The 22,651-nt window shown below is 54.4% G+C and carries 8 protein-coding genes and 1 pseudogene; 2 read left to right on the top strand and 7 right to left on the bottom strand.

Annotated features, from left to right (window positions below; translation table 11 throughout):
- Positions 1-69: 69 nt before the first annotated feature.
- Both ABX962_RS03100 and ABX962_RS03095 read left to right on the top strand, forming a co-directional pair.
- Entirely contained in the window at positions 70-1,236 is a 1,167-nt protein-coding gene (locus ABX962_RS03100; protein ID WP_372716517.1) for an alpha/beta hydrolase family protein, read from the top strand.
- A 317-nt stretch (positions 1,237-1,553) separates the two neighbouring features.
- Positions 1,554-3,305, top strand: a complete 1,752-nt coding sequence (locus ABX962_RS03095) for an FAD-dependent oxidoreductase (protein ID WP_372716515.1) — start codon at positions 1,554-1,556, stop codon at positions 3,303-3,305.
- A 67-nt stretch (positions 3,306-3,372) separates the two neighbouring features.
- On the opposite strand, the gene ABX962_RS03090 is transcribed toward ABX962_RS03095, so the two are convergent.
- The 7 genes and pseudogenes from ABX962_RS03090 to ABX962_RS03060 all read right to left on the bottom strand — a co-directional run.
- Positions 3,373-4,113: a phytanoyl-CoA dioxygenase family protein gene (locus tag ABX962_RS03090; protein WP_372716513.1), complete on the bottom strand. Its 741-nt coding sequence runs from the start codon at positions 4,111-4,113 to the stop codon at positions 3,373-3,375.
- Positions 4,113-9,161, bottom strand: coding sequence for a DUF1583 domain-containing protein (locus ABX962_RS03085; RefSeq protein ID WP_372716511.1), 5,049 nt, complete (start codon positions 9,159-9,161; stop codon positions 4,113-4,115). The genes ABX962_RS03090 and ABX962_RS03085 overlap by 1 nt, the downstream gene beginning before the upstream one ends.
- A gap of 79 nt (positions 9,162-9,240) precedes the next feature.
- Entirely contained in the window at positions 9,241-12,378 is a 3,138-nt protein-coding gene (locus ABX962_RS03080; protein ID WP_372716509.1) for a DUF1583 domain-containing protein, read from the bottom strand.
- A gap of 220 nt (positions 12,379-12,598) precedes the next feature.
- Positions 12,599-13,861, bottom strand: a complete 1,263-nt coding sequence (locus ABX962_RS03075) for a prenyltransferase/squalene oxidase repeat-containing protein (RefSeq protein ID WP_372716507.1) — start codon at positions 13,859-13,861, stop codon at positions 12,599-12,601.
- Entirely contained in the window at positions 13,851-18,413 is a 4,563-nt protein-coding gene (locus tag ABX962_RS03070; RefSeq protein ID WP_372716505.1) for a hypothetical protein, read from the bottom strand. Before ABX962_RS03070 ends, ABX962_RS03075 begins: the two co-directional genes overlap by 11 nt.
- 2 nt (positions 18,414-18,415) lie before the next feature.
- Positions 18,416-21,277 carry a hypothetical protein gene (locus ABX962_RS03065; protein ID WP_372716503.1) on the bottom strand — a complete coding sequence of 954 codons (2,862 nt, stop codon included), beginning with the start codon at positions 21,275-21,277 and terminating at the stop codon, positions 18,416-18,418.
- Between the two features lie 3 nt (positions 21,278-21,280).
- Positions 21,281-22,651 (bottom strand): annotated as a pseudogene (locus ABX962_RS03060) (hypothetical protein); the annotation flags it as partial.

Here is a 22,651-nt window from a genome sequence, read left to right as displayed (position 1 = left end):
CGCTGTGCTTGGGTACCCGAACCACGGGGGCCAAACGCAGTGCCCCGCCTATGGAAAGAATCGCTGACGATGTTAAAAACTTGCTGCAGATTGCGTGGTTCACTGTTTTTGCTTGTTACGTTGGGGCTGTTGCTCGCCAATCGTTTTGGGAATACCGGAACGGTCCTGTATGCCGAAGAACCGTCCACGATCGAGGTTCCCCATCGCATCGCAGACAGCTTCACCCATTTGGCCGATCAAATCACGCCTTCGATGCGGTGGGATGCTTCGACGGTCGCGGAACATCAGCAGTGGCAGCGCGAATTGCAAGGCGTCGTCGTCGATTTGTTAGGGACGATGCCGCAGCGGGTGCCGCTGGAAGTCAAATGGGCCGAAGAGAAACAGTTCGAGACCTTTACGCGGCACAAAATTTACGTTCGCACCGAACAATCCTATTGGGCTCCGGTCTACTACTTTGTGCCGCACGAGCGATCCGCTCCGCTGCCCGCGATCGTTTGCCTGCATGGACATAGCGGGATCCAGCCCTATATCGGCGAAGGAAAAAGCGAAGCGGATTTGAAGAAAATTCAAGACAGTCAACTCGATTATGCGGTCTTCCTAGCCAAACATGGTTACGTGACGGCGGCAATCAATGTCCGCGGGTGGAACGAAACGTCGGGAAATCAAGACGCGGGGATCAAGGGACTTCAGCGTAGTTGTACGCAGATGACCATGGATTCGCTGCTACTTGGGATGACACCACAAGGGTTGCGTTGTTGGGACGCGATGCGCGTGATCGATTTTCTGCAAAGTCGTGAAGACGAAGTGGATCCAGAAAAGATCGGCGTCGCGGGACTTTCCGGTGGTGGAACGTTGTCGATGTACTTACCGGTGCTGGACGAGCGAGTCAAAGTCGCGATGATCGCAGGAGCGTTTTCGACGTATCGCTCGTCGATTTTTCCGATCCACCACTGCATCTGCAATTGCTTGCCTGGGATCATGCGGTATGCCGAGATGGCGGACGTGGTCGCCTTGTACGCTCCCCGTTCCGTGCTGCTGATCAACGGCGTGAGGGATCCCATCTTCCCAATCGCGGGGGCACGTGAGGGGCTGGCGACACTTCAGCAAGTCTATACGCTGCTGGGCAAACCCGAAAACATCGACGCAGACTTCTTTGACGGTGGTCATGCGTGGTCCAACCGCAAGACGCTCGAATTTCTACAGCAGCATTTTGGTGAGGCCGCGACACCACAATAGCGGCGAAACATCTATACTCGTTTAATGTTTTAGTGGAAAATCGTCAACGGCTTGTTGTGAAACGCGTCACAGATCGAAACCCTTGACGGCTTGTTGATTTAGTGAGCCGCGACGCGTCAGCGGCCGGGTCCCACGCACGCCCCGGTGCCTTACGGCCCACTGCTCACCCATTGCGAATTGCGTTTGGATTAAATCAACAAACTCTTGACGAGTTCCGCTACGCTAAAATTTAGCTGTGACCAAGCACTCGACGCAAAATCCGTCTGCCCTCTTCCCCTCACCCTTGCCGAAACATTCGGTCCCTCCGCAAAAATCCCATGTCTGAAAAAAACGTTACCGTCGCACCGTCGACCTATTCTCGCAGTTTCGCTCGCCGCCGCTTTCTCGAATTCTGTGGCCTCGGTGCGGCGTCAGCGTTCTATCCGCAGATCGCCGCCGCAGCCGAATCCGCTCGTTCGGGAGGCGAAACGGAGGTGGATGTCGTCATCATCGGTGGAGGTCTCGGCGGTTGTGCCGCGGCGCTCGCAGCAACCCGCATGGGCAAACGCGTGCTGCTGACCGAGCCGACCGATTGGATCGGTGGACAACTGAGCCAACAAGGAGTGCCACCGGACGAACATAGCCATATCGAGACGCATGGATGTACGGCGAGTTATCGTCAGTTCCGCGAAAATGTTCGCGATTATTACCGCAGAAACTATCCGCTGACGGAATCGGCCAAAAACAATCCGCGGCTCAATCCGGGCAACGGCAACGTGTCGCGACTTTGTCATGAACCGCGAGTCGCCGTCGCGGTGCTAGATGCAATGTTAGCTCCAGCGGTCAGTGCGGGGCGATTGACGGTCATGCTCAACACCAAGCCGATCAAAGCCGAGGTGGATGGCGATCGTGTTCGATCTGTCACGCTGAGCACCGATCAGCGCGCGGAATTTCAGGTAACGGCGCCCTATTTCATCGACGCCAGCGAACAAGGCGATTTGCTGCCGCTGACCAACACCGAGTTTGTCACCGGGGCAGAGTCTCGTCACGATACCAAGGAATCGCATGCTCCGGAAAAAGCCGATCCGGACAACATCCAAGCGTTCACGTGGTGCTTTGCGATCGACCACATCGAGGGTGCGGATCACACGATCGATCGACCCAAGCAATACGATTTCTGGAAGGATCATACTCCCGATTTGACCCCGCCGTGGCCGGGAAAACTTTTGTCGCTTCAGTATTCTAAACCCAACACGCTGAGACCCCACGACCTGGCGTTCGTGCCGCCTACCAAGGACGCACCGTCGCCGAAAACCAAAGCACTGAACCTGTGGCTGTATCGACGCATCATTGATCCGGCAAATTTCCTGCCAGGCACGTACGACAGCGGCGTGACGATCGTCAATTGGCCGCAAAATGATTACATGCTCGGCAATTTGATCACAGGCGACGAACAAGAAATCGCCAAACACCTCGAAGCCGCGCGGCAGTTAAGCCTATCGCTAATGTATTGGTTGCAGACCGAAGCACCACGGCCAGACGGTGGCGCAGGTTGGAAGGGACTTCGTTTGCGTAAAGACATCATGGGCACCGCCGACGGGTTGGCAAAGTATCCGTACATTCGCGAGTCTCGCCGGATTCAAGCCGAATTTACGATCCTCGAGCAACACATCTCCAGGGCCGATCGACAAGCCGCGGCTAAAAACGCCGGCGGTAAAGTCACGGCGGCTCCGTTTCACGATTCCGTCGGGATTGGTTACTACCATCTGGATCTACATCCAAGTTCCGGGGGCGATAACTATATCGACTTTGCCAGCGTCCCGTTTCAAATTCCGCTGGGAGCTTTGATCCCGCGGCGAACCGAGAATCTGATCGCGGCCTGCAAGAACATTGGTACCACCCACCTTAGTAATGGATGCTACCGCTTGCATCCTGTGGAGTGGAGTATCGGTGAGGCAGCCGGCGCTTTGGCCGCCCATTGTTTGGACCAACGCGACAGTCCACGCGGCGTACGAAATCAATCCAAATCGCTAACCGCATTTCAGAACGTGCTAAAAGGGCAAGGTTTTGAATTGGTTTGGCCAACGTGATCGCGACGGCAGCCTTCATGTCGCGGAACTCGTCAAGAGTTTCGGAGGTGCTTGCGTCCAATGCCATCTAATTTGTTGTTAAGCTCGCGGCGATAAAATCGTGCCACTGGAATCCGTCGGGAAGATGGCGATCCGCCGCGAATTCGAGGTGCAATATCCGTCGGTGTCGCGTCGTGCCTGGTTTTGATGAACCGCTGCTGTGCGTGATCAGCGGCCGCATCGCCAACATGTCGCCCGCGGCGGCGTGTATTGTCACCGCTGCCTCGACGCCCGCCCCTCCGCTGGTACTCGAAACATGAGAACCAGGAATCACCCGTAACGGACCGTTCTGGTCGGTGACGTCGTCCAGATGCAATCGCAGCGTCAGCATCTGTCGCAAAACATCGTCACTGGCAACGACATGTGGAACACCTGATTTGACAGTCGGACGCGAAAATCTTTCCGAGCGATGCGAGTTGTCGCCGACCGCGATCGCGGTGTCTTTATGCCAGGGAAGCGTCCAAGTTCGGTCGGGAGGTTTGTCAAAAAACAAAACACGCACCAAACCAAATTGATCGCCCAAGATGCACTTCAGGATTTCAAACGGTTTGCCTTCACGCCAGAATGTTTGGATCTCCGGAACCACATCTAATAGGTTGCGCGCCGCATAGACGTGTCCGCGACTCGATCGTGCTCGCTGCACATCCGATTCCGCGATAAATGCCTGCTCGCATGCGGCACTCAATCGCCCGACGGTTTCCAGATCCACTGCGGCATTAATCTGAGTGAATCCATTGACGTGGATCTCCATCGCGGCCGGTTCGTTCATCAATCGTCCGTGCTTTCAGCTTGCGAATTGCTGGAAAAGGTCTTCATCACGCTGGTTGCCAGGGCAATCATTTTGCCATCACGTGACCATTCGCCACCAGCGACCGCAGCCATGCGGCGGTTCTCGAGCAACGGATATTCACGCGGGGATCCATCGCGATGAATCATGAACATCGACATGCTGCCGTAGGCTGGATCGCTGTCACTGTACATAATCCCGTCTCCATCGGGATGGCAGGCGATGTTAGCATAATTGCCGCCCGTCAACAGGGTCTCAAACCGTTGTTGCGATCCATTGACGCTGACGACCGCCAATTCACGTTGGCGGGTTTGCCGATGGCTTCCTACAAAATAAAGCTCTTTGCCATCGGTGGACCAATCGAAATTCCAATAGATTTGTGAGTAGCGTTCTGCGAAAGGTCCTGTCAGCAACGCGCGTTTCTGATTCGTTTTTAAATCCAGAACGAACAAATTGTGTCCATTCACATCATTGTCGGTAAAGGCAACTTGGTCGCCGAGCGGCGAGATTTGAATGCCCCATCCTGATTGGCTGATGACACGACGGTTGCTGCCGTCAAGGTTCATCATCATCATCCCATCGAGTGAAGAGAACGCGATTTGTTTGCCATCGGGAGTAAAGGTCGGCATCAACCCCAGCCCCAAGTCGCGTAAATCAGTACCGTCAATGTTCACCATAAAAATCCGTGCGGATCGCGAGGATCCCGTCCACGTGTCAAAGGCGACTTTGGTCCCATCGGGTGAAAACTCTGGCGATCCATGGTTGCCCAAATCGTCAATGCCTTTGGTGATCTGCCGGATCTGGCTGCCGTCGGCGCTGGCGACAAAAATCCGATTTTCACCGTTGGATGCTCCGACCTGCGCAAGCTGATCGGCACGAATGTCAATCTTTCGCCAATTCGCCGTGGCAAGTTCGGCACGCTGTGCTATCGTCACCAAACGCATCTTCTGAGTCGGTTCGTGTGGCACTTCGAACGATTCAAGGTGGCGGAATTGCGAACTCGTATCATCCTTGATCAATAGGTGCAATTGTTCCCCTCGACGCGCAATCCGCATCGTTCCAGATGTCGATTCCCATCCCAGCGGTTTGTTGACGACGGTCGGTCCGCCGTTGGGATTTTCGGTTTGCAGCACCGAATTGATGACATGTTTGCCACGACCGTGCTCGTCGCGAGAGAGACGGGCGCTTACCGCATTCGCAGAGACAAAAGGAACAATCAGTCTCGCCATCGCCACTTCGCCCGATTCCAACTTTAGATCGCTGTAGTCCAGCGAGACATCGAAATCCCCTTGCATTTGCAAATTACAGACGATCGACGATTGAGTCCACTTGTCAGGACTACGGATTGCAAATGTCACCCCTTTGTGTGAACGCGTGATGGTCGCATACTGTTGCCCCTCGATCGCGAAAAATTCACTTGGCAACCCGTCACGTGTGAAATCGTGAGCAAACTTCGACTCTAACTGATCACGTGTCGCATCGAGCTGCACCACGGTCTGATCGGCAAGCGGTTGGCGATCAAGCGTAGACAGCACCGTCGGCCACTCGCCTCGCAGCATCACTTCCTTGACTCGCGCGGATGATTGATCGGCGAAATAGAACAACCCAAACGTGCGTGCTGCGTTGGCATTCAACGGACCGACATAGATGGATTCGTCATTTAGCATCAATTCAATCGTGTCGCCACGCACGATCATCTCCATCGCGTTCCATTCGTTGTTTCGCAGCAGATCGCCGGGCCGCGTCCGCTGACCTTCAGAAATCTCACGGCGATTCATTTTGTTGGCAAACGTCTCGTCGTATCTGCCATCGGTAATCGAGTGAACTGCGACGCCGTTCTGTTCCAAGAGAAAGGCGGTTCGATCGATCGCCGGATGGACCGTGGTTTCCCCCTCGGAATGAAAAAACAGGTAACGGATCGAAGCATCTTCGCACACGGGACGCTGATAATACAGCAATTGCTCATCCCCGGTTCCCGCAAACTTCGTACTTCGTTCACCAACAATCTCGTCATCCTGGCGGCGCCAGGGAAAATGTTCGCCGTTCACATCGTGATGGTAATAGGACCGCCAACCCACGATCCCCTCGGTATCAAGCTGCACCGCGTCTGGAATCGTAGCCTCGCCGGTAACTCGCAAGTCGAGCAAGCGAGTCGACTGTTTGTACGCCTGACGAATTGCGATCCAAGGGAATCCCGGCTGAACGGGAAGCTGCAAGACTTCGCGTCCATCGGCAAACACCGTGCACACCCCGTTTTTCACCGAGAAACGTTGATGCAGTAAAAGGCCTTCGGCTGACAAATCTGGATCGATTTTCGTCAAGGTGAGGGGGCCATCGATCGGACCGTTTCGGATGTTCCATCTGGAAACCTGAATGCACTGTCCGCCAATCAAGACCTGACATCCCGTGTTATTTCGCAGTGAATGCTGAAATTCGAACTCAAAGTCGCCTTCGAGCGGATAGCGATAAAAGATTTGCTCGATCCCATGACCGCCAATCGCTTGCATTCGCCCTGGCTTGGCAATCCAAATCGCTTTGCCGCCCCCGGCTAAACGCTTCATTGCATCAACTGGCGACGATGCAACCCAGAACTTAGGTTCGATTTGCGGTAGGTCCACATCCTCGGCTTGAATTGCAACCTCAAGGAATTGCAAGACATTGAGCAATTCGATTCCAATTGCATTGGCATCGTTGAATGCCGCAGGTTTTAGAATCGTCAACAGATCCGCCAGGACGCTGGCGGCATCGGGACCATCCGCAAACGCGTGAGCCACCAAGAGCTCGGGCCAAAGTTGATCGGGCGTCAGATCCGGTGCTTCACTCACCCATTTGTAAAGCGACTCAAGACTTTCGTGAGCGTCATCAACGTCTCCTTGGGCCGCTTGAACCAAAGCCAACATCGCCGCCCGAGCTCGCTTTTGCTCGAGCGTGTCGTCGGGACCTTGCTTGATCTTTAACATCAGTTCCGACAAACGCCCCAACGCCTTCGCGGTTGAAATGAGCTCGGTCGCTGGAGCAATCAAATGATCATGCGAATGATGGCCGGCGTTGTGTTGATGTTGGCCAAAGGTGTCGTTGGCGTCCTGGGCAACGAAATAGCCATCAAGGCGAAAAGTTCGACGTACGGTTCCTGGCAATACCCAGTCAGAAAGAAAATCGTAGCGTTGTTCAGGCTCCATTTCACTAGCCAAACGAATGATTTCTCGCGTGTTCGATCGCAGAATCGCCTCCGGGAAAAGATCCGGTGCCGAATCGAGGGCGGTTTGATCGGGGGTGCCCTCGGCCTGCAAGAATTTGTCGACGTCGATTGTTTGGGGCCAATCTCCTCGCAACTTTGCCGCACGCACTCGAACCGTCTCTTTTGACGGATCGTGATAGAAACCGAGCCGCGTGTCATCGAGCTCGTCAATCGTCCGTTCATAGATCAACGTATCGTTAAGCGTGACACTGACGTTGTCATCAGTGCGTTTTAACAGAACATGATTCCACTGGTTGTCCCGTAGCGGCAATGGGCGGGGCCCTCGCCGTGCGAGAGGTTCCAGCAAGGCGTTGTCCTCCGGTAACCCCGTCCATTCGAGTTCTCCGTCGGTGACCCAGTGCACCTTCACCCCGGTTGGCTCGATCAGAAACACAAGTTTCCCAAGTGCGGGATGGACCACTTGATCGCTGGACGAAAAGAACTCGTATTCAAATGTTTCCTCAGTGAGTAACGGACGCACGTAGCGGAGTAGCCGTTGGCGTCGCGGCGAATCGGTTTGAACGCTTTGCAGCTCCCCTTCGTTGACCGTCCACATCGTGTCATCGTTTTGCTCTGCATACGTCGACCATCCATTTCGCGAGTCTCCACCGATCATCGAAACTTCGCGGAGCACAACCGGGGATCCCGACAGTTTGGGATTGCGGTAGCGATGGTTCGGCATGCCCTCGCCGTGCAACAACAACCAAGGCGACGTCTCGGTCGCCGCCGCAGTCCGTACTGGGTGACCATTGACCCAAAACCGTAGCGTCCCCGCTTGCCTCTCAATCGCACGACGATTCAGTTCGAACCGACGATATCCTTCCCAGCCGACGTCGAGTCCTCCATAGCCCACATAATTATCATCGCGACTGCCGGCCGCAAGCTGCTCAATTTCAAAGCGAAAATCTCCGCTAATCGGATAGCGGTACAGGATCGACGATGGTCCGGCGGTTGCCTGCGTCAGATGCCCTTCATGCATATACCAAAGTGAGTTTCCTGGTATTCGAATCCAGTCCTGATTTAGCTGAAGGGATTTCGTTTCTGGCACCGCACCCGAACGTAGCTGAATTTCTCGCAACCACTGTTTGAGCGACATCGAGACCGAATCGGATTTGTCCAGCAGCGTCGCAATCGTATCAACAAGGCTGGCGTGTGATTCGGACTCTACCGCGACGGCGGCAACCACGACGGCTTGCATTGCGTTTGAACCGGGTTCCGATTTCAATTTGTCGAGCCAAGCGTGTTTTCGATCCTCGATGGTCGTTGCATCCACCCCCCGTGCCCCGGCAATCGAAAGCAGCAGTGTCAGATAGTCAGCGTTGCTGCCTGACCTCGCGTTCACTTCCTGAGTCAACTCGTGCAGACGTCCGATTTCTTTGGCCGTGCTAACGAGTAACCACGCCGAGCTGAAAAGCCCTTCAACGTGTGCGACGCTCGGTACTGCAAACACCTCGCTCTGTGGGCGTTTGCCGATCAAACGAGCGAATTCACGCGGCGGAGCATCGACATTACAGATACACACAAAACAAGCGAGATCTTCCGTTGCTGATTCCGGCAGCGTGAAATCGTTGAGTACTTCGTAACGCTCGTCGGCGGACAATTGCAGCAAATGCCGATTGATCGTGGCTGCCCTCGCACCGAGCATGTCCGACGACGCCGATTCGGACATCGCAACCGATTTGCGGAGCGACTGATCGAGGTTCGCATCATCGATTACGTCGAGGCTTAGGCTCTGAGCATGGACGAAAGTCGCAGACAGGGTGATTAGGATGACGAGAAGAATTCGGGTCAAGGGATCATTCCATCTAGGAGGTTTCTGCATGTTTGGGGCCAGAAGATTCGGCAGGCGATGACAGAGCATCGATGGCACATTACTTCAACGGGCTTTTTATCTTATCCGCGTGGAGCGTCAACTTCTTCAGCAACACAATCGTTTCATGGCCTTCGCCGCTTGTATGCAGCATGATGCGAAGATCACCCAGTTGAATTGGAGTCTCGCCTACATCAAGACGGCCAAGCATTGTCGGTTGCAAATCGTTGACATCTTGTACGAGAAAATACGCGATCCCTTTTCGCCGTGCAATTCGCAACTGATTCGCGTTCTTTAGAGGGATCGTCGCCAACTCTTTGTAATCGAATTCTCCATGCGGGTTAACACGGCGAATTTGAATTTCACCCGTGGTGTTCCCTCGATCCGACTTGGCAAATTTCGATTCGATAGTGTTTTTATCCAGATTCCGGAATTCGGTTTGCAAATAGACCACTGACTCGCCACCAGGATCCGCATTTTGAAGTTTTTTTATGTCGATGTCCACCGACACGTCAAAGTCCCCACTGAATTCAACGCGGGGCACCACCGCATGTCCTTGCCAAGTGTCGAACCCGGGTGCAGTGACAAGCAAACCGTCACGCGTCATTCGAAATTGCGTGTCCTGGCCCCACTTGTCGAACTGTTTGGACGAGACTGGATCGGCAAAATCAAGCTCAACGTGATCACGCAATGACTCGCGGGAATGATTCAGCTGTGCGACGGTAAAGGAGGGGGCCGTTGCAAGTCCCGAGAGAGATTCCGCACGAACGCTGAGCGAATTCCAGACAACACTGGCGTGTCCTGGTTTTGTCGTTTCGATGCACAGTTGCAAGTTGCCTGGCAACACCGAATCTCGGGGCACCGGTTCGGTATGTAGCAAGCGATAGTGCGATGAATCCGCATACGCAAATAGATAGTGAAGTTGATCGCCGCGTCGGATAAGTCGCAATTTGCCGCTTTTCGTCGCTTCGCTTTCAAGCGTAGGGAACACCCAAGCCCGCTGGCCACGGTGTGTATGAAATTTGGCGGTTTGTATCACTTGTTGTCCAAATTGCTTCTTTTCAAAGCGTGAAAATTTGCGGTAGAGGCAGCATTCGGTCTGCTCGTGCTCAAACGCCACCTTTAGGTGGATGTTTCCGTCGCCCCCCTCGGCAATCGCTGCGTCGAATCCATCAAACGCGGCGATGATGTCAAAATCACCGTCGATTCGGAGTTGCGGACTGAACTGGTTACCGATGTGATAGTCTCGGCCCTTAAGCCGAGTTTGTATTCCATCGGTCAGTTGATCAAGGTGATCACGCCATCCTTCTCCGGAAATCAAAAACTTGTCAAGCGGAAGCCCCTGAGCAAAATCGTATTCAAAAGTTTGCAAGAGCTTTGAGCCTTCCAAGATCGTTTCGAAGGTCGCGTTCGCCAATTCCTGATGATGCGGTGAAGGCAACGATTTAGGCCAATCGCCACGCCAACGGATGTTCTTCACAGCAGCGGCACTGCTGTCAGCATAGTGGAACAACCCAAACGTTCGCAGATTGGTTGGCTCCAATTTTCTCTCGAAAACAAGTGCACCGTTGAGTTGGATGTTCACGACATCGCCTGAGACAATCAATTCGACGTGATTCCATTGTTTCTGTTTTAGCGGAAGCGTCTTGTCGCCTCGCTGGTTGACGGATTCAACGAGTGAGTTGGCTGGGTCGATCCCTGTTCGTTCGTATCGGCCGTCGCTGATCCAATGTACTTTAACTCCATCGGAACCTATTAAATAGACGCACCGATCAAGCGCAGGATGCACTTCGAATTCGCCTTCTCGATAGAAGAAGTCATAAGAAATCACACCGTCCTCGATCATTGGACGATGGTATCGCAGTAGGCTTTCTTGAAATGACCCGTTTAACTCGGGATGTTGGACGCCCTGCAACACAAATTCGGGTGACTGATTGGTTGGATCGAAATCCGATTCCACGAATTCCGACTCCGGGGTTAAACGCCAATCACTTTCTTGATCATGTTGGGACTGCTCGAAATAGGAATTCCAACCAGGCAACTCTGAGTTTGTCGCCAAATCAATTTCCCGAGGCACGACCGGGGCACCCGAAATTCGCAAATCGTGGACCCAACCGTGCGTGTACCAATGACTGAATATCGATAACCAGGGATCGTTTTGTGATACGCGAGCTTCAAAAACATTGCGGCCATTGATCTCGGTAGTACGTACGCCATCTTTGACAATAAGCCTGACACGCATCGAATCGCGAATTTCGTCCAGTGCGGGGGCGATGGCAATTGTTTCGTCATCCCCAGCAAATTGACCATGCAAAATCGTTTTGTGATCAAATTTCGGCCCTGCCCAGATTCCACCGTAGCCCAACCGAGTCTCTTCGTAATTGAACGCGCTGACGTTGGCTTCGACGACAAAGTCACCCTTTAGCGGGATGGCGTAATAAAGGTAGTCGCGATCGTGCCCCTTCACCTTGGACAGTCGCCCCGATTGGGAAAACCACTCCGCCGACGGATACCCCCGTCCATTGGTTTCCGAAGTTGATCGAGTCACCGGATGCCAAGAGGCGACCGAATGCAATAAATTTTTCTCCGCGGATGCGTCTTCTTGCATTTTTCGCTGGAATTGAGACAACCACGCAAAAAGATGTCTTCGCCACGGTTCGCTGTCGTTCAAGTTTTCCTGATCGGTCAACTCGCGAAAACGAAATGCGAAAACAAACGCTTGATCCTGCAAATGCGGAACGTCTGCGGCACTGGAGATCACAACCATCTCCGGGCCCAAACATGCGGCGTCGATTGGCCGAGTGGATACCCAATGCTCCAAATCTTCCATCTTTTTCTGAGCAGTAACAAACTCGTTCTGCGCAATCGCGATCAACACCTTGATCGCCAGCGATTCTTTGGACTCCACTCCGAGTACGTTTTCTCGAGATTCCATCAGAGACTCGATCTCTGGAATTCTGCCTAGATCTTTTGCGACGCGTACTAATTGCAGTACCGGAGCGATTAGTTCGCCACCTAAATAGTTCGACTGGCTACGATCGCGTTCGCGAGACTTATCTTTCAGAGCGTCCAGTCCAAACTCTTTGACCATATCCGTGCTAATCGAAGTTGGAGAGAAGTCAAAATCAATACGAATTGTCAATTCGTTTGGTGGGAAGACCTTGTCTCGGAGCAAGCGGTACTTCTTGTCCGCTGTCAATCGATTGGATCTTCGATTCAGCTCCAAGACGTTTGCACGATGCTGTTCTCCGAAAATTGTGCTTAGAGCGATGTCATCGTGTTTACGCAAACCACCGAACTGAGCTGTTGTGACGGTAGGAAAAACGAAAAGAATAAACAGACAAATCAATCGCACAGAAAGTGAGCGATTTGTAATTGGCAATTGAAAATCCATATTTGTGGCGTTTCCCAACGCAAAACTAACGCTGGTAAATCGGCAGCAGACCGTAGGCGGGCGTCAGCGCTAGGATCGCTAGCGAGGTGCTATAGGTCTGGCCAAAATGTTTTTCGTTGGCGCCGCCCGCAGGCCATCCGCCGCTATCGGTTTGTTCCTCGAGCATGCCGGCGGCGATTTGCGGAAAGATCTGATCCCAGGCGTCCCCGCCGACTTGTGCCATCGCTTGGCTGCTGTAATAGCTGGCCAAATAGTAATAGTTGTTTTGCCAAGGATTAGGGTACGCCCGGCTGCGGAACCATCGTACCGCAGTAGCGACCCCTTCGTGGTCATGGCGTCCGCCCAGGATTAACGTCAGTGTCGCCGAGGCGGTATTGGCCAGAGAGATCTGCGGGTTGGATGGTTGCGACTCGACAGGCCGGTATCGAAACACTCCCTTTTCGTGCTGCGACAGGTCGCGTTCGTAGCATCGCTGGACAAAATCCAAGCCTTCGTCAAAGTATTGTTTGGGGACATTAAATTCCGCGTTCCGCGCTGACCGCAGAAACATTAACGCCCATCCGGTGACGGACATGTCCGACGATGCCGTTGGGCTTTCGGGATACCCGTACCGCCATCCGCCGTTGTCGGCTTCGGCCGCCTTGGTTCGCGATTGCACCTCGCGGTGGTAGATCAACGCCCGATGGATTGCCTCTTCAATTCGTGCAGACCGTTCGCCTGAGCACATTCCATAGACTTCGCCAAGCATCAATCCGGCAATCGAATGGTTGTACACGACCGTTTGCGAAGGGGTCAGATGTTGTGCCGGAGGAATTACTGGCAACAGCGAAAAATAGCCGCGTCGCCGCTGCGTGCTGAGCACAAAGTCGATCCCTCGAGTGATGTTTTCGCCATACGGTCCTTGATCGGGCAGATGACCACGCGAAAGAAACGCCATGATTGCCATCGACGTGACGGCGGGTTGAGCGATCTCGTCGCTGGGGAAACGACCATCTTCGGCTTGTTGGCTGGCCAACCACTTTAATCCGCGGTCGACCGAGGACTCCACTCGCGCCCATTGGCTGGCCGGAAGTGCGGCGCTCAAATTTGTGTTGGTTGTGATCACCGAACCGCTGTCTTGTTGTCCATAGAGGTGTTGCCCATCGATTGTCCCCAGCAAGAAGCCGATTGTCGTCAACAGCACCAGCGTACCGATGCAACGTGCACTCGCCTTGATTGAGTCCCCCGGAATCGCGACATCGATGATCCGTCTACATCGATCGCGGTTTTGTAAATTGCTAGTCTTCATCGATTGTCTGCATCAGTTCGCGGATCTGGTCTTGGTATTGTTCGATGGCTTTGCGATAGGCCGCAGGCGGTTGTTTGCCGCGGACCTGCCAAAGCCCATCATCGAGTGTGGAAAGCAGCTTGTTCCATTGTTGATCGGGAATTGCATTGCCTGCGGAGATCGCTTGCAGTAGCGCCGCGGCCTCGTCCGATTGGACGATTCGGTCCCACGCGGCACGGTCGCCATTTTCATCGTCAGAAAGATCGATCATTTTCTGAACATCCTCGGCGAGCTGTTCCAAGCGTCGCCGTTGCGCGTCGGATGTCTTCGGATCGTCTCGTTGTTCTTGGATTTCGACCAACGATTTTTCGAGCATCTGCTGAGCCTTCTTTGCTTCTTCGCGTTTCTCGCGTTGCTCGTCCGACAGTTCCTGCGGCTCAGGCTTGTTTTGCTTTGCCTTTTTGAGCGCTCGCTTCATCTTCATTGCTTCTTTCAGTCTCGCTTGGGCGGCCTGACCCGATTCTCCGAGGGCCCCCGCGCCGCTCTGCTGCCAGAAAACTGAATCCGCGATCACACGCAAATTTCGCGGGCGATTGGGGATTCCCAATTGAGCCGCAATATTAGGCTCGCGTTCGAGTCGTGCTAGAAACTCATCGAGTGTGGGATCGCGAAGGTCGGCAATATTCGGATTTTGCATATCGTATTGGTCCAACGCGTCGACGACGGCACGACGAATCTTGTCGAAGAGCTGTTCGGCTTCGATCAACCGCTCGGTGGCAAGTTGTTGTTGTCGGGCGGCGGAATCGAGTTGCGTCTGACCTGCCCGAAACGCCGCTGCGGCTTGGTTGAACGTGATCGTTTCCATCAACCGATGCAATTGCTCGATCATGACCGCGATCTCGTTGGGGACCGGAGATTCCGCGAACTGTTGAAATTGGCCGTCTAATTCGGTCTTCATGTCAAGCATTTCGACTCTCAGCACTTGCGTTTCGACGGCAATGCGATGCTGTTCCGTTTTGACAATCCGCGAATAAGATTGTTCCGCCAAACCTTGGCTCAATATGGCCCAGGCGTCTGCCTGGTCGGCGACGGTCCGCGTTTCCAACATCCGAGGTTCGACGTAGTCCGTGATCGCATCGACCGCCTCGTTTTCGAACAACAAACGATCGAGCGTTGCAGAGAAGCGGTCGAATTGGGCGACCAGTGTCCGAGCATGGTCAACCAAAGAGCTCTTTTCTTCCACGGCCCCCGCCGCTGCGATTACCTTCTCGGCGTCAAAGCTGATCGTGCGAGCGAGACTCGCGATCTGTTTCGCTTGACGAATGACATCCGCGGAGGTGCCAACGGCAGCATCAAGTTCAAGCGGCATTTGCTTTTCGATCCGTTCGGCTAGTTCCGCAGCATCTTTTGCCAACTCCGTTGCCGAGTGTAAACGCAATTCGACGATGATGGTCCATAGATCCGGCTTTTGACTTTCATCAATCTGCAACCATCCCAATACTTCTTCAGTCGCATCATATTGTCGCTGTGAGATATCGGTTAAACGGTCTCGCAACGAGTTTCGACGGCGTTTGACTAATTCGAGATATCGGGAAAGCAGTCGCGGATCATCGCCGAGCATTTGTGCGAACTCGTCCATCATCTCGCGACGCAGTTTGACAACTTCCGCGAAGCGATCGAGGTATTCTTGGTCGACCTCGATGATCCCCATTTTGCGTTCGAGCGGGTTACGGTTCTGCCGTGATTCCCGCATCAAGGTTCGTCGCTTCTCGATATAGATCTCGTACATTGTGACGGTTTCGTCGAGCGAACGTTTCAACTTCTTTTCCTGAACCACACGGTCGTAGCGTTTCAGCAGAGCATCCAATAACTCGCGTGCTCGGACCACATGTTGAAGTGACACCCTGGCATCCGCGTCGCTGGCGTTGGGCCTTTGGATGGCGGCAAACACACGGTCTCGGGCCGGAGTGACGTGGGTCCGTGCGATGTCGACCATCTGAAGGCCCACAAAGGCATATTGATTCTGTTTCGTTTGCTCACGCAGATCCGCGACATACGATTCGATGTTTCCCAGTCCGACATCCAACCGCCGGAACTGTTCCGCCCGATCCGCATCGGCGATTCTGTGGTCAAGCAATTGCTTCAGCCCTGTTTCGATCTCGGCGAGCATTTTGTCGATCGTGACAACGTTATCACGCACCTCCATTTCTTCGCCAGGAAGATCATTCGCCTCTGCAATCGCGGCCAATCTTGCGGTGATCTTCAACCGCCGTCGACCGGTCATCGTGTTTTGGCCGCTACGACTGCGTTGTGGCTCGAGTGAATACTTGGCAGGGGGCGGCGGTGGTGTGTCGCTGGTGGATGATGTAGCAGAAACATTCGCCAAACTGGACGCCGCGGGCGAAGATGATTTTTCTTGTTGGTTCGGCTCGGGCATCGCATCGGAGGGGGCCCAGTCACGTTTTGGAGCGGTTTCCTCCGTGACGACATTATCCTTGTTCGCTACGTCACGATTTGACTTGTCATTCTCGACGCTGTCGTTTTTGCCAGCGGTTTTGTCGGATGAACTCCCGTCTAGTTTTTCCGCGGTTTGATCTCTTGGATCGTCGACATTCATTTGCGGGGTGTCTGTCTCGCTGGAGTCCCCGCGAGCTTGATCGTCCTCTGATGTTTTTGCGATTTGTTCGGCTGAGGACGCTGGTTCCTTCGCCTGCGGGTTCTGTTTTGAGGCGGGATCGGATGGAGACTGATTCGCAACGGCGGCCGGATCCTTGTCGGTCTCATTCGCCACGGCCCCAGGCATCGCGGATTGGTTGGCATCGGAATCCGCTAGTGTTGGCATCCGATCAGTGTCATCGCTGTCTTGTCGGGCCAAAGCGTTTTCATTGGCTTTGAGCGACGCCGCATTGTTTTTGGGGGCCGGAGCGTCAGCTGTTTGCTTCGGTATCGCTCCGATCCGCGTCTCATCTTGGTCGCCGGTATTCGGAGCAAGCGGCGAATGCGAATCGGGCGTCGAGGGCTCTACTGCGGGGACATTGCGGTTGTCGGAAACGCGGACTGCGTAACTGATTTCGCTTCCCTCAGGCAAATTCAGCTCTTTCAAATCGAGCTGCGTCTTCCCCATCACATGCCTTTGCATCTTCTGATCGCCGAGCGGAATTTCTTTCACCGCGACGACTTTTGGGTTTCCCTCGGCGTCTTTCTGTGTTTCGTCATAAATCACCAACTCAGCGGTGGCAATTCCGTGATCGTCATGAGCTTCGAATTCGATATCGATCGTTTCATCGACCGCAACCGCCATCTCATCGGTCGGGCTGATGACGCGTGCAACAGGAGCTTTGTCTGCAATCACGTCGATACGACAGAACGTTTTTCGTTGGTTGGTCAATCCATCGCGACTCTCTAATACAGGTCGCAGCACGACATCGTCGATCAGTTGCATGCGAAATTGGTACCATTCATCCGCATCCGGCACTAAGTCTCGCACTGTTTCATTCTGCGACGTTTGATCGGATTCCACATCGCGAACCGATTGCTTCGGTGCAGCGATGGAAATCGAAAGGCGTTGCGGAGCTTCAAGAGGCTTGATCGCCAAAGTCAGATTGCTGCCCTGGACAACCTTGATGCGTCGTGGAAGTAGGTCGCGATGGACGCTCGGTCGATCGGTATACTCGGGGAACTCGATTGAAAACTGCAACTCTGCAATCTCGGGGTAATCGATCGCTTTGATTTGATTCCAATCGGTTTGTGCGTCCCCCGAGCGAATGCGGTAGCTCAGCGATTGATCGACACGCAATGGGTGCGAAAACTGATCCGCTATCTCATCGTCCGGCCGCAGTCGATGTGTTTGTTCATGCCCCTCGTCGTCTCGCAGCGTCAACATCGCCATCGAACGACTCACTCCACTCAGCTTCGTGACCAGACGGATGGTGTCACCGCGAGGCACTCGCAGATCCCCCGTCACACTGGTTAACTGTGTCGCGGTAATGTTCGTCGTGGGATTCCAGAACCGTTGCAACAAAATGGACATTTGCTTGGGGCTAGTCGCAATTACACCGAGCAGGATGATGCCCATGATGGCGGCGGCCACAAGCGTCCGTCGAAGTGGGACCGGCGACGCAATTGCATCGGGACGGACAATTCGCTCCATCGCGATCGCTTCGCTGGTGACTTGGGCCGCCATCGCCTTGGCAGTTGCCGAATCAGCGGATTGATCTCGCGTCGACAAACTTGCGACCGTGGACCAACGTTCTTCCAATTGAGGGACGCCAACGTCAACACAACTCGCGGCGTGATGCCATCCTAGTGATCGGCGGATCGGCTTGATTCCCATCATGGCCACCGTCATCGCGGTTGCGATCAACGTTGCTGATGTCATCAGGGGTCGCACCAATGAATCCATGAACGGAAACAACCAATCCAGTGCCATCGATAGAGTCATCAGTACGATCAACACGCACCATCCGACCGAAAGGGCACGAATGGCAGCGAACATTGCATGCCGCCATCGAACCGATCTCAGTTTGACGGTCATGGCGGAGGGTAACGGACGCATTGAAATTGAAGCTGACATGATTATGAAAGCCCTCTCCACTTACGAATAATCCATTCGATTTGCAAACACCCAAACACGAGCCATAGATACCGCCAACGCAGCCATAACGGTTGACGCTGGACGCGGTGGGTGACGATCGGATCCAAATTCGTCAGCTCGATGATTTCGCTCACTGCGGTGGGGGGCAATACCTGGCCACCACTCAATTCAGCGACTTGTCCCGCCAACACGCGATTGCACCGCGTATCGACAAGCTCGGTTGGCAAATCAGCCTGTACCGTAAAGGTGGCTGACGCGATTTCCGGGGTGGCTTCGGCTGCATCGATTTCCGCAAGCGACTCAACCAAACTGCCACCCGGTTGAGCCTGATAGACCCCCGGTTTCAACGAGCGGATATCGGCTCGATAGTGGCCTGGACGCTCCGCATCCGCCGCCAGTGGAACCATTCGCTCGTCTTCACCCGAGATCAGACGCAGGTTTAGTACATCGGTTGCACCGCTATCTTCGATCACGGGGTTGCCCTCAGAATCAAGCAATTCAACTTCGACGTCCACGGTCTGGTCGGTTTCATAGAGCGTCTTGCTAGTGCGAATTCGTACCGACCGGTTACCTGCGGACAGATCCGATGCGATCGCCCATCGCATCAATTGACCCCAGAAACGATAATGCAACTGATCCCCACGCAGAAAACGCAAGCGGTAGGTATCTGGTCCGGCTAAATAGACGACACGTCCGCGGCCCACCGGTTGCCAACACAGGAACGTCGAATCGGACAGCTCGGCATCACTTGCGTTGGCGCCGAGGTCACGGGGGGCCGCCGCGATCAAACTGCGAGCCGTTGGCAGCGGCGACCGCCAACGCGATACTTGATGGAGCGGTGAAAAACGATTGACAAAGTCCCATGCATCACGTGTCGCCGAATCCGTTTCGCCGATCATTAGCGCCACGTGCGATCTTCCCTGCTCAGTCACACGGAAGGAATATTCACGATTAATGTCGTCAGCTTCCTCGATCGGGCGAACCGGAACAACCTCGGCGAGCGGATGGTCTACATAAGCATGAGGCATCGCGGCATCGCCAGCGATCATGATTAGCGTGCCACCGCGAGTCCGCAAGTATTGCCGTAGCGACTCTTGCGATTGGGCCGGGAAATGATCGGGCTGAATGTCGCCCAAAATAACGACATCGTATTGATCCCACTGGTCGACGGTGACCGGGAACGTTTTCGTTTCCTCACGACGACCGGTTGCGATCACTCGCGGATGGTAGAGCAATTCGTCGACCTCTACTTTATCATCGCGACGAAACAGTTGTGCGAGATAACGATATTCCCAGCGTGGATGTTCATCGCAGAGCAGGACCTTAATATCACTCCGCGTCACGTTGATCTCAACTTCGCCAAAATTGTTCCCCAACGTCATTTCGCCATCAAGTGGGTCCACGGCGATTTGAAACGTTGCCGTGCCAATCTCGGAGACACGTTGGTCAAATCGAACGCGGTGGCTGGCGGAAGCCGAGTCAATCAGAACGTTTCGAAAATCGATGACTTGTCCGTCCTGCATCAGTTGGACCAGACAAGTCTCACCCAAGCACTGGTAGGCTTCCAAATGGGCCTCGATCACCACTGCGTCGTTTCGCATTGCGACGATCGGGGCACTGGTCGAAATCAAATCGATATCCCGCAGTCGCGACGGGTTGCCAATGGGGACCACGTATACAGGGGAACCTTCCATCTGCGTGGCAATTTCCGTCGGCTTTCGCTCGCTGGCGAGATTGTGTGCGACGTCCGACAGTACAAAAGTTGCCGCGACCGGCTGATCTTGCCGCATTCGATCGACATGTCGCAGCCCAGCGGATAGATCCGTTACCTTCACCAAATCATCACGGTCCGCCAATTCGCTTAGAAACATCGATGCTTCCTTGTTGCCGGATAGATCCCGTGGCGCGTCATCAAAGAAGCTCCAGTGTACGTCCGCGGTTTCTTTGATCGAATCCAAACTCGAATCACCAAGCTGGTTTAACAACGAGGCGACACGCTGGCCGCGGGCTCGGTTTTGAAATGTTGTGGATGCGACCACACCGCGGTCCGGCGACGCAGAGGCATGCTTGGAAAGTTGCTCGGTAAGTTCGATCGAAACTCGGCGTGCAATCGCCGTTCGTCCCACCAGATCGGTAAGCCCTTCGCGCCAACCGGCTTCGCTAGGTGAGCGATCTCGCTGCAGCGTCTGGGCAAGATCAACCAACGCATCGCACTCGGGGCTCTCCAGCAGCGTCGACAAACGAGCAAGCAACGGGATGATCGTGTCCAAATCCCGCACGTCGGCAGATGTTCCCCCGTCACGAATTTGATTTAGATGCATCCTCGATCGTGTGATCGCCTTGCTGGCCAAACGAACATGCTCGCTTACCAAACGTTCGCCGCCATGTTTTTCCAGGTCGCTGATCGCGGCGGACAACTCGCGATGGGCCACTCCCAGTGCCGCGATCGTTCGGTCCGCAAGTGCGATAGGCTCGATAAGCGAGGAATCGCTGATCCCTGCAGTATCCGAGAGCGCCCAACGCAGATCGTCCGCCGTTCCAGCCGGATCGACCGTCGCCATGCTGGCACTGACGTCGGATAGAATGACCACCGCCTTTTTCGTTGATGTCGATTCTTCAAGTACACTTGTGGGAGCGAGCAACATCCAGAGGGCGGTTGCAATCGCAAGCACGCGAAGGAGTAAGAACAGCGACGTGGTCTTTGCTCCCAGAATGCGTCGTTCGCGATACAAAGCCCATACCATGACGGCGGCGCAAATCAGCGTGACCAAGACAATCAATGGTAGATTGAACGGGTGTTCGAGCGTGATGTATTGTTGGGTGGTGGTTTCTGTGGCTCCCATCGTTCAATTGACCTCCGATGGTTGTGCGTCAACGTGGGACCTGCGTTCGGTTAAGTTCGGTTGGCCCGAGACTGCATTGTCGATGGTCACTCCCAACGTGGGGGCATCCATTTCGGAATACTCAGGGATTCCCGCGACACCAAAACGCTCGCGAGCCAGAATGCCCGAAAGGACCAATTCGCCGGTGATCAACAAAATCAGTCCCGTCAATAGGTAAGGCCACAGCGGATCGGATTGCGTCGACGCCGTCGCGGACAACCGCTCGATCGACGGGTTCGCGGTGGTCGAAGCCGCAATCTGCTGAACCGCATCGGAACTAAGCGGAACCAAATTCGACTCATCGCTGCCTCGTAGCACTTGAAACGGAATCGCACGATCGGCAAGCCCGATTTCCAACTCGTAGGCGCCCGGCAATCGAGTGCGGCTCGACCGGAATTCGAATCCATCGTCACGTTGATTGGCGGTCAATTCGATCGCGTCTCCGTGCGGCGATCTGAGAATCGCCGTTGCCGCATCCGCATTGGCTTGCTCGGACGTGTCGGAGTACGGTACCCGGAACACAATGGGTTCACCGGGTTGCAGGTTGTACTGCGTCGCCCGAGGCTGCGCTAAATAGTCAATCCAGTCACGCACCATCACCACGAATGACTGGGTGCGGGCAAGATCACTCCATTGCAATCGCAGCGGAACCGCTTGCACGATCACTCGCCCCCGTCCGACAAAATTCTCCGCCGCCAATGGCTGTCCATTACTGAGTTTTAGCAGCACTGACAACGCTTTACTGTTCTCGCTGGTGACGAATTGGAAACGGCGGCGGATCACTGCGTCGGCTAAATCAAGCTGTTTGTCATCGGTTAATTGACGTGTCGCCGGGTGCGTACTTCGAAACGGGTCGATTTGGGTACGCCGGCGTTCCGTTTGCTCTGGATCGGAATCTTCCCCCGCGTCTTCGGTATCCTCGGCGTCGACGATGCGGTCGATTTTTAAGGGGGACAGTCCACTGGCGTCGGCAAACAACGAGTGGTTGAAGGAATCGACGTCAGTTCGAGGCCCAAGTCCGATCCACAAACCGCCTCCATCGGAGACAAAGTCGCTAAGGATCGCAACGATGTCCTCGTCCAACCGCGTCAGATTGGGAATCACGACGACGCGTTGCTGAGAAAGATCCATCGTCGGCAATTCGGATGGCGAAACCAGCGTCGGCACATAGATCGAATTGTCACTCAGCGGGACGCCGTCGATCCATCCCAACGCCGCCTGGACAAAGTACGAATCTTGTTGCATCTCGGCGAGTTCAAACGCGTTTTCGACGATCACCACTGGGACCCGGTCGACGACTTCCACCACCGTACTAAAATGATTGTCTGCGATTAG

The sequence above is a fragment of the Novipirellula sp. genome (assembly GCF_041583735.1).
Lineage (GTDB): Bacteria > Planctomycetota > Planctomycetia > Pirellulales > Pirellulaceae > Novipirellula.
Note: the sequence above shows the minus strand (reverse complement) of the source record. Positions and strands in the feature narration are given on the sequence as shown.

What these genes read in the sequence shown, in the direction of transcription:
- ABX962_RS03100 (WP_372716517.1), top strand. Translation starts at nt 70, where the DNA reads ATGTTAAAAACTTGCTGCAGATTGCGTGGTTCACTGTTTTTGCTTGTT.
- ABX962_RS03095 (WP_372716515.1), top strand. Translation starts at nt 1,554, where the DNA reads ATGTCTGAAAAAAACGTTACCGTCGCACCGTCGACCTATTCTCGCAGT.
- ABX962_RS03090 (WP_372716513.1), bottom strand. Translation starts at nt 4,113, where the DNA reads ATGAACGAACCGGCCGCGATGGAGATCCACGTCAATGGATTCACTCAG.
- ABX962_RS03075 (WP_372716507.1), bottom strand. Translation starts at nt 13,861, where the DNA reads ATGAAGACTAGCAATTTACAAAACCGCGATCGATGTAGACGGATCATC.
- ABX962_RS03070 (WP_372716505.1), bottom strand. Translation starts at nt 18,413, where the DNA reads ATGTCAGCTTCAATTTCAATGCGTCCGTTACCCTCCGCCATGACCGTC.
- ABX962_RS03065 (WP_372716503.1), bottom strand. Translation starts at nt 21,277, where the DNA reads ATGGGAGCCACAGAAACCACCACCCAACAATACATCACGCTCGAACAC.